Origin of the sequence: Arthrobacter sp. Bi83, from assembly GCF_918698095.1 — a bacterium.
In the GTDB taxonomy this organism is placed as follows: domain Bacteria; phylum Actinomycetota; class Actinomycetes; order Actinomycetales; family Micrococcaceae; genus Arthrobacter.
The window spans coordinates 1-9536 of record NZ_CAKKLY010000086.1; the positions used below are offsets into that span (position 1 = coordinate 1).

The following is a 9536-nucleotide window of genomic DNA, read 5'->3' on the forward strand; positions in this document are numbered from 1 at the left end:
GCCGTTCGTTGTATCCAGTCATCGTCAGCCTGACGCCGCCAACGGCACTAAATCAAGACACCGACGGGGAAACCTGCATCGTCACCGGCAAAGACGCCCCCATCGCTAAACAATGCGACGCATAACAGGTGTACGGCATGGGCTTCTCACCCAGGGCTTACGCCTACATGAATGCACCCGTCTCAAGGTCCACGACCACCGGGACTATTGGCGCAAGTGAACGGAGAGCAAACGCAGATATGCTCTCTTGAGCTGGCCAATCGCGGCTTCTTGCCTGTTCACCGTAGAGATTTTTCGCTGTCACTGCCGCGTCGCCGGGTTGCCGGGCAGGAAGAGCAGCCACAAGTGTTTTCTAGCGCAGCCGCGAGACTGATCATCTCTCGCGGCTGCTGGCAGCACGTTAGATTGGATCGTCCGGGCTGCCTCAAGCAGTACGGGGCGTCCCCGACGGCGCCTCCACCACGCGGACGGCCTCGGGTACAACCTTCAGTGAAGTGATCGCCAGTTGCTTTCCCACCTGACGAAAGGCCTCCACGTGAAGGCGCCGCTCACCAGCTCGAGTGGCTAAAGCACTGGGTGAGTAGGTTCCATCAGCAATCCTCCTGTACACCACTCCAGGCGGCCGCTGTAGGCGGGCTGCAGATCCGGGGAAGGTGTCCACCGCTCCTTGGAATGCGATTGCGTTCAGGCTTTGAGGGACGCTGTCAACTTCGGCAGCGACCCGGCCAGGTCCGCCACGCAGGTCGTCAAAGGACCAGTATCCGCGCCACAGGGGTGGAGCCATTGGCGAAGCGACCACAAAGGCCTGGTCCACCAAGTCTTCGGTGTACACCTCCGTACGGTCAGCCAATTCATGATCCTTCGCGAGCCCGACGTAGCGGGGTTCTGCAAAGAGCTCGAGGAGCTGCACACGCGAGTCCGCTATTGGGGAGCGAACGAAGGCCACGTCCACATCACCACTGGCGAGGGCCTCTACCTGATCGCTCATCGTGAGTTCACGGAATGAGAGATCGACATGGGGCATGGCCTGCCGGAAGGCGTTGATGATGAGGGGTGTTAGTTCGCCCGCGGATTCGTAGAAGAGCCCTATCTTGAGCTGATTCTGCCCTATGCTGTGGAGAATTTTGGCTTCCTGGCTTGCATCAGCCATCTGGGCGAGAATCTCCTGTGCGCGGCGGACAAAAGCTTCGCCGGCGACCGTAATGGTGACCCGATTCGCCGACCGATCGAACAACTGGGCGCCGATCTGCCGCTCAAGACGGGCGATCTGCGTGCTGAACGCTGATTGGGCTATGTGCAGCGATTCGGCAGCCCGGCCAAAATGAAGTGTCTCAGCTAGCCTGACCACGTACTGCAGCTGGCGAATGTCCACGTCTTCCTCCTTGTGAACCTCCTGATCTGCAGTGAAGATCGGGCGATCGCAGTTTGTCCATTGTTCACTGTTGTGACGGCAATCATGCTTGTTTTATCCCACTCCTAAGGATAAGCGCTAGCGGAAAGGCGCGTACATACGATGATGACTATCCAGTCCCACAAGGCCACGTATTCAGGTCTTCCTGCTGCATGCGATGTCGGGCTGAAGAGACAGGACTTCACCGCGGCTGAAGATCTCCTGCAGGCAGCCCGGACAGGAGAGTGCCCCTACAACTTGATTCCCCCATTTTGTCGCTGGGCGTTGTAGGCCAGGCAGGTCATGCTGGCACGGGGCTGGCGCTGGGCAGGCTGCAGAATAGGAATCGCGCGAGCCCAACGCCGCAGTCACACCGCTCCGTCACTGACATCCATCTTGACTGAAGCGGCCTGATGGTCCAGCCCAATCAACCAGGTGCTTTTGTCCCAGCGCGTCAGGACTGAGGACAAAGCAGTCACCCATCGTTCCAGTTGTCACCAGTAGCTTTCGCAGCGTCCGCCCTGACAGGACCGTCGCCTTATCCTTGCTTTGAAAGGTCAACTTCATGTCCAACTCCTCCCCGGCAACGGTCGAGACAGTGGGTGCGCTGAAGCGCAACGCTGTTGGAGTGCCCGGTATCGTTTTCTTCGTTGTTTCAGCCGCAGCTCCGCTGGCCGCGACCCTTGGCGCTTCTCCTGTTGCGTTTGCGTCTCTAGGAGTCGGCGCGCCTGGTGCCTACCTCATCGCGGGCTTGGTGCTGATCCTCTTCGCCGTCGGTTACGCGGCCATGAGCCGATTTGTCACGAGCACTGCGGGATTTGCCGCCTACCTTGAGTCGGGCTTCGGCCGCACCGCGGGGTTTGTTGGTGCTGCACTCGCCCTTTTGTCCTATACCTGTATGCTTATTGCCCTTTACGGAATCCTTGGTTTCTTTACTAGCGCCATTGTTGCTGATTTGACGGGACTACAGCTGGATTGGAAAGTCTGGTCGCTGATCGCCTGGGCGGGGGTGGCCATCCTGGGCTACATGGAAATCAACCTCAGCGCAAGAGTTCTCGGAGTCCTCATGATCGGCGAGGTCCTCATCCTCGGAGTTTTCGACGTCGGAGTTCTCGCCCAAGGAGGAGCCTCCGGTATCAACTTTGACGCCTTCCAGCCCAGCAATGTCTTCTCTGACGGTCTCGGCGTTGCCTTGCTCTTTGCGGCGAGCTGTTTCGTTGGATTCGAGGCAACTGCCATCTATGGCGAGGAAGCGAAGGACCCCCAGCGAACCGTTCCCCGCGCCACCTATGCAGCCGTAACCCTGATCGCCGTCTTCTACGCGATCTCAACATGGGCCATCGGTCTCGCACACGGCACCGAGGCAGTACAGACGGCAGCCGCTGAAGATCCGGCCAACTTTGTCTTCGCAGTAAACACGCAATACGTGGGTCATTGGGCCACTGTATTGATGAACGTACTCCTGGTCACCAGCTCTTTCGCCGTGCTGGTTGCATTCCACAACACCCTCTCGCGGTATAACTTTGCCTTGGGCCGGGCCGGTGCCCTGCCCCGGTCCCTGGGCAGGTCCCACCCCCGTTGGCAGTCGCCTCACCGGGCGAGCCTTGCGGTCACGGCCGTATCAATCGTCATTCTTGGCTTGTTCATGCTCGCCGGCGCGGATCCATTCGCTGAGCTGTATGCCTGGCTTATTGGGGTCGGCACGCTTGGCGTACTCGTCATGCAGGCAGCAACCTCGTTCGCAGTGCTCGTCTTCTTCCTGCGCAGGAACCGGACCGAGCTCCGGCTCTGGAGTGGAGTTATCGCTCCTGTGCTGGGCGGCATTGGACTTGCGGGCGCTGCATTTCTTGCCGTCACGAATTGGGACCTCCTGACCGGAGCAAAGGAAGGGGTGCCCACGCTCCTTCCGTGGCTGGTGGTCCTTGCCGGCCTGGCAGGCGTGGTCTGGGCCACCTTCTCCAAGGTTGGATCGGTGGCAAATGCCCGTCCCGCCTCTCCGGTTGCCGAACAGGATGCATCAGACATCCCCGAGGTCAGAAGCTAGGACGCCACTCTCCTGGGGCGCGAAGACGTCCGCTAGCGACAGGGACGGACCTGGCGGACGCACTACCCTGACCTGCAACTCATCAATTTGCCGAACTGAAAGCGCAATTATGTCTCTTAAGATAACTCTCGTTGGCGGTCCAACCGCCGTCTTGGACATCGACGGGTTTCGTATCGTCATTGACCCCACGTTTGATCCCCCGCAGTCGTATTCCCGCGAGGATGTCCCCATCACTCTGGTCAAGACGGCGGGTCCGGCCTTCACTCCGGAAGAGCTGCAACCGGTTCATCTTGTGCTCGCGTCGCATGAGCATGAAGACAACCTCGACCATTCGGGACGGAGGTTCCTCGCGAACTCGAGCCAGGGTTTGACGACGGTGGAAGCCGCCGCAAAGTTTGGTGAAAACGTGTCCGGCTTGGACCCTTACGCATCGGTTGTCGTACAGATGCCCGACGGCCGGGAACTGACGGTCACCGCCGTTCCCGCGCTTCACGGCCCGGACGGGGTCTGGCAGGTTTCGGGGCCAGTTATTGGATTCGTTTTGACAGGCAACGGCATTCCGACCACTTACATAAGCGGTGATAACTCCTGGCTTGATGTCGTCGAAGAAGTTCAACAAAAGTGCGGCCCGATTCAGGTTGCGGTTCTCTTTGTTGGCGGCGCCCGCTTCGAGGCATTGGGCGGGGACTACTTGACGCTCAGCAATGAAGATGCCGTCAAAGCCGCCGCTGTTCTTGAAGGGGCGACCATCGTCCCCGTGCATGCGGACTCGTGGGATCATTTCTCGCAAACCTCATCTCAACTGGCGGATCTCTTTGAGCGAGAGGGCCTCGGCGACAGGATCAGGGCTCTGGAGCCCGGGCAGTCGACCGTCCTGGGTTAGAAGTGACGTTTTCGGGCTTACGAGCCCTACCAGGCCCCTCGTCGAAATAATCAGCAGCAAGCATATGCGCGAATAGGAAATCTCATGAGCTTGAAAGAGAACAAGAACCTCGTCCTAGATTTCTATGATGCACTCAGACGCCAGGACTTAGATGCTGCGGCAGCGATGTGTCATGAAGACTTTGTGTTCTACAACCAGGTCGACACGCCGCGCCGCGGAATTTCAGGGTTTCTGGCTTCCGAAAAGAAGAATCTGGATGCTTTTGATGGCTACAGCATGGACATTGAAACCATCGCTGAAGGCAACAACGTCGTTGCATACATCCTTTTTGAGGGAGATCAGAGCGGGGAAATCTTTGGTATTCCGCCCAAGGGGGCACACCTGCGTATGTCCATGTGCAACCTCTTCAGGATAAAAGACGGCAAGTTCGTTGAAAAGCGGGCACATTTTGATCGTTTGGACCACATCGAACAACTCAATAGGGGCAATTAGGGTGTGAAGTCTGCTCGGCCCCTACACGGCATTGACAGCATGTCCTACAGCCACCGCCACCCATTTTGCCGGGTCCGGCCACATCTCTAGGCCAGGCAATGTAACTGGGGCGGCACGTGCGTTACCAAGAGACTTTTTAGAATTTACATCAATTAGGAGAGTATTGTGAGCCTGCTGGAAACATCCCTGTGGGATGGAAAGATCTTCGTTAACCGGTGGATTACCGGCGGTGGCGGAGTTCAGGACGTAGTGGAGCCCGCGACAGGCAAGGTTCTTGGACGGGTCGGTGTTGCTTCGGTTGAGGATGTCGCGGAGGCATCCAAGGCTGCAGCGGCAGCCCAGGCTGATTGGGCGAATACCAAACCGGAAAAACGGGCTGCTGTTTTGCGCCGGGCAGGAGATCTCTGGGAGCTACATGCAGCCGAGGTTCATGAGTGGATTGTGCGGGAAGGAGGCGGGATTCCAGCCAAGGCCGCCCTGGAAACCCACATCGCCGCTAACGAATGCTGGGAAGCAGCCGCGCTGCCGTCCCATCCTCATGGTGAGGTATTGACCTCTAACGAGGACCGTTGGTCTTTTGCGCGGCGCAGGCCTGCGGGCGTCGTTAGCGTGATTGCGCCCTATAACTTTCCCTTGATTCTGTCGATCCGATCCGTAGCGCCGGCCTTGGCACTGGGTAACGCCGTACTGCTCAAGCCGGATCCGCGCACCGCCGTCAGCGGCGGTGTTGCCCTGATGCGCATCTTCGAAGAAGCGGGACTTCCGGCCGGCCTGCTACAGCTGCTGCCAGGCGGTGGAGACATCGGCGCGGCGGTTGTAGAAGCACCTGAAGTACGGATCGTATCGTTCACCGGGTCAACCGCCGCGGGACGCAAGGTGGGCGAAGCCGCAGCCAGGCACCTGAAGCGGGCGCATCTGGAACTCGGCGGAAACAACGCACTCGTCGTGCTCCCCGGAGCAGACCTCGACCAGGCAGCCTCGGCCGGAGCCTTTGGCTCCTTCATGCATCAAGGTCAGATCTGCATGGCAACGGGACGCCACTTTGTCCATGAATCACTGTACGAGGCGTATGTAGAACGGCTCGCTGCCAAAGCGCAGGGCATTCCCGTAGGCGACCCGACATCCGGCACCGTCGCCCTTGGACCGATTATCGACGAACGCCAGCTTGCCAGCATTCATAGCATCGTTGAAGAGTCGGTTACAGAAGGTGCGAGGGTCGCAGCTGGCGGCACTTATGACGGCCTCTTCTACCGCCCCACCGTTCTGGTCGACCTGGAACTGACGAATCCTGCCTTCGCAAAAGAAATCTTCGGGCCAGTAGCCCCGGTCATGTCCTACTCGACCGAAGACGAGGTGGTGGAACTGGTAAACGCGAACGACTACGGGCTTTCTGTAGGCATTCTCGGCGAAGTCGGCCAGGCAATGAAGATCGCCGATCGCATCAATTCCGGCAAAATTCACATCAACGAACAAACCGTATCCGACGAGGCAAACGCGCCTTTCGGGGGCGTCGGCTCGTCCGGAACAGGGTCGCGCTTCGGCGGGGCTGCGGCAAACATCGAAGCATTCACCGAAGTCCAGTGGCTAACCCTGCGTCCGGAAATCGCGCCCTACCCGTTCTAATAGCCGCCGCGGGATTGAAGTGCCTGGCAGTGATGCACGGCCAGGCACACCTCATCGTCAGGTACGCGCTGCCGCCGCACGATCCTAGAGTTGAGGTCATGCGGTGGCAGTGTGATGTCGCCCGTAAAGCACCTGGTTCCGGCTATATCGTCCGACCTGACTTGGCCTATTTGCATAGTGCGTGACTCTTGGGCTTGAAGTGCGTCGGAGAATGGCCTGCTGCTCGGTCGTGACGTAGCCTTTCAGCCCCGCCAGTTGCCGTGCCCGTGCCAGGGAGGGTTCGTCCAGGCTTCGTTTGCCGCCCGTGGTCTTGATGAAGCGTGGAGTTCGGGCTGATTTCTGGCCCTCGATGACCTCCCGGATTCGGTTCTATTGCGCCGTGAGCATGGTGTTGTCATGCACGGCTCGCTTGCGGGAGTGGGCCCATACCGCCCGGCAGGATCCCGGGTGCGCGGCGGGGTCCCAGACAGACTCGGCGCGCAGGTCGGGGTCGTTCTCCGGCTTGTGTTCAGTTCTCGGTGTAATGGGATCGATCAGCTGCCCATGGTGAATGCGTCGCCGCGGCAGCGAAGCGCGAGGCCAGATCGTTTGGAACCTTCGTCATCCGGGAACCGACCATGAACCGCAGGTTCGCCTCGTCCAGCTCGCGCAGATTGCCCGCCGGGAGCATCCCCGCGTCGGAGACCACGACCATATCAGTCAGCCCGGGAGCCCGCCCCGGTCCACCAGCAGCCCGACAACGATCCGCGGGTCGACGCGGCGTTCCTTGGAGCACCTGACCTTGGGCGGCTCGTCTTCGTTCTCCGCCTCGAAATACAGCGTGGTGACGTTGTAGAGCCCAAGGAAACGTCCCCGTCGGTGCTGGAAACACCAGGTCGCGACCTGGCCGCGGTGCTTGTACGCGGCAGCCCGGCCGAGCGTCCGCTTCATCGTTGCACAGCTGGCAGGAGCCTGGCCGAGGTCCCGCAGAACCCTGCCGGCATCGAGCAGCGAGGTGGGTTCTACCACCCGGGCGACCACCAGGTCCGGAACCGGATCCGTGAGTCCGTGCCCACTGCACACCGAGTTCAGCCTCGGTGCCGCTTAACCAACGTGCGCCATGATCCGCTGACGGCCGTGCACATACTCTGCGAGCTGCACTGCCGTCGCCCCAGAAGCCGTCCGCACCCGCCTGATAAACACCACATCGGCGACCTTAGGCCAAACCCTTCTGGTAAAAGCATCCATTCAGAGCACCACACCGCGGGTCGCCGCGACGCATAAGGAGGTCAGGAGACGTGAGCCAAGTCAAGTGATGTCACCCATAAAGCATCTGTTTCGGCTGTATCGTCCGATAAAGCTTCGTCCGAGGTGCTGCAAGTCCCGTGTGGATTGCAGCCCCAAGTCCACGCCGGAAAAGGTAGTGGGTTTCCTGGCGAATCAGTCCTTTCGGCCCGACGAACGCACGTGGATGGTGGCTAGGTTTTTCTTGCCCCTGCGGAGGAGCAGGTATTGCCCATGCAGGAGTTCGGACTCGGAGATCACGGCTTCAGGGTCCAGCACCTTTTCGTTGTTCACGTAGGCCCCGCCCTCGCCGACGATGCGGCGGGCAGCAGATTTGCTGTCGGAGAGCCCGGAGGCAACCAGCAGGTCGATGATTCCCATTGCGTCCACCTGGACAGTGGTGGAAGGGAGTTCGGATGTGGCCGCCCGGAGCGTCTGTTTGTCCAGTGCGGACAGGTCACCGTTGCCAAACAGTGCAGCCGAGGCGGCGATGACCTTTTCGGTGGCCTCGACGCCATGGACCAGGGCAGTGACTTCGAAGGCGAGTTTCCGCTGGCCTTCACGGGCGAAGGGCCGTTCGGCCACAGCGGCTGCAATGTCTTCGATCTCGGCGCGGGTCAGGAAGGTGAACACCTTGAGCCGGTCCACAACGTCAGCATCTGCGGTGTTGAGCCAGAACTGGCAGAAGGCGTACGGACTGCACATGCCGGCGTCGAGCCAGATGGCGTTACCCTCACTCTTGCCGAACTTTGTGCCGTCCGAGTTGGTGATTAAAGGTGTCCCCAGGGCGTGGACGCTCTTGCCCTCCACCTTGCGGATCAGCTCGGTGCCGCTGGTGAGGTTGCCCCACTGATCCGAACCGCCGGTCTGCAGCATGCAGCCGTGGTCGCGGAACAACTGCAGGTAGTCCATGCCCTGCAGGATCTGGTAGCTGAACTCCGTGTAGCTGATGCCTTCATCAGAGTTCAGCCGCGAGGCCACGGCGTCCTTGCGCAGCATGGTGCCCACCCGGAAGTGCTTGCCCGCCTCACGCAGGAAGTCGATGGCGCTCAGCGGCGCGGTCCAGTCCAGGTTATTGACCATGCGGGCTGCGTTGGCGCCCTCAAAGCTGAGGAACCGGCTCACCTGCGCCTGAAGGTAGCCCACCCATTCGGCCACGGTGTCCTTGGTGTTCAGCGTGCGCTCGGCTGTGGGGCGGGGGTCGCCGATGAGGCCGGTGGAACCGCCCACAAGCCCGAGGGGCTTATGTCCGGCCAGCTGCAGCCGTCGCATCACGAGCATCTGGACCAGGTTACCCAGGTGGAGGCTCGGCGCGGTGGGATCGAAGCCGCAATAGTACGTCACTGGTGCACCGGCGAGGAGCTTTTCCAGCTCCGCTTCGTCAGTGGAGACGTGGACCAGGCCACGCCACTTCAACTCCTGCCAGATATTGGCAAAAGTCGAGTCGTTGTTCTGAGACTCGAGGCTGATGATAGCCGGCACGAAGTCACTTCCTAAGGTCAAGGCGAGTTTCGGGGTTAGGGACAAGCGAGCCCAGGGCTGCCAGCAAAGCAGGGGCACCTGCACTTAGAGTCGCTATGCGTAGGACATGCAGCTCAGTTTCGCGAAGGCGCATTTAGGCCAGATTGCGGCAGCTATCTGCTGCGGGACTAGACCAACCACGACGGACTTGCCCTGGGGTTCCGTGGGCAGGACAGCGAACATTCACTATGCTGGCCAGCCGGTGTAGGCCTCGGCGAGGTAGGCCATGCCGTGGGTGGAGGAGACCACAGAGTTGAGCTCGCCGAGCTGGCGGGCGCGGGAGAAGTCGTCCGCGCCGGCGGGGGTGTGGAGCATGGTGG

The 9536-nt window shown here is 60.3% G+C and carries 8 protein-coding genes and 1 pseudogene; 4 read left to right on the plus strand and 5 right to left on the minus strand.

Going from position 1 to position 9536, the window contains the following annotated elements; genetic code table 11:
* Positions 1–424: 424 nt before the first annotated feature.
* Positions 425–1372 (minus strand): LysR family transcriptional regulator, encoded by a 948-nt coding sequence (locus tag LQ144_RS22185; RefSeq protein WP_230121413.1) that lies wholly within the window; start codon positions 1370–1372, stop codon positions 425–427.
* Between the two features lie 583 nt (positions 1373–1955).
* Between LQ144_RS22185 and LQ144_RS22190 the strand changes: the two genes are divergently transcribed.
* The 4 genes from LQ144_RS22190 (at position 1956) to LQ144_RS22205 (ending at position 6432) form a co-directional block, all read left to right on the plus strand.
* Complete coding sequence (locus LQ144_RS22190; RefSeq protein WP_230121414.1) at positions 1956–3434, plus strand: APC family permease; 1479 nt, start codon at positions 1956–1958, stop codon at positions 3432–3434.
* A gap of 109 nt (positions 3435–3543) precedes the next feature.
* Entirely contained in the window at positions 3544–4317 is a 774-nt protein-coding gene (locus LQ144_RS22195; protein WP_290369803.1) for an MBL fold metallo-hydrolase, read from the plus strand.
* Between the two features lie 84 nt (positions 4318–4401).
* The gene (locus LQ144_RS22200; RefSeq protein ID WP_230121416.1) at positions 4402–4809 is read left to right on the plus strand and encodes an ester cyclase; all 408 of its coding nucleotides are present in this window, start codon (positions 4402–4404) and stop codon (positions 4807–4809) included.
* 165 nt (positions 4810–4974) lie between these two features.
* Positions 4975–6432 (plus strand): aldehyde dehydrogenase family protein, encoded by a 1458-nt coding sequence (locus tag LQ144_RS22205; protein ID WP_230121417.1) that lies wholly within the window; start codon positions 4975–4977, stop codon positions 6430–6432.
* Positions 6433–6940: 508 nt separating this feature from the next.
* On the opposite strand, the gene LQ144_RS22210 is transcribed toward LQ144_RS22205, so the two are convergent.
* The 4 genes and pseudogenes from LQ144_RS22210 to LQ144_RS22225 all read right to left on the minus strand — a co-directional run.
* Positions 6941–7120, minus strand: a complete 180-nt coding sequence (locus LQ144_RS22210) for a hypothetical protein (RefSeq protein ID WP_230121418.1) — start codon at positions 7118–7120, stop codon at positions 6941–6943.
* A gap of 11 nt (positions 7121–7131) precedes the next feature.
* Positions 7132–7494 carry a hypothetical protein gene (locus LQ144_RS22215; RefSeq protein WP_230121419.1) on the minus strand — a complete coding sequence of 121 codons (363 nt, stop codon included), beginning with the start codon at positions 7492–7494 and terminating at the stop codon, positions 7132–7134.
* 357 nt (positions 7495–7851) lie between these two features.
* Positions 7852–9177 carry a tyrosine--tRNA ligase gene (gene tyrS, locus LQ144_RS22220; RefSeq protein ID WP_230121420.1) on the minus strand — a complete coding sequence of 442 codons (1326 nt, stop codon included), beginning with the start codon at positions 9175–9177 and terminating at the stop codon, positions 7852–7854.
* A 225-nt stretch (positions 9178–9402) separates the two neighbouring features.
* A pseudogene (locus LQ144_RS22225) lies at positions 9403–9536 on the minus strand (4-hydroxybenzoate 3-monooxygenase); the annotation flags it as partial.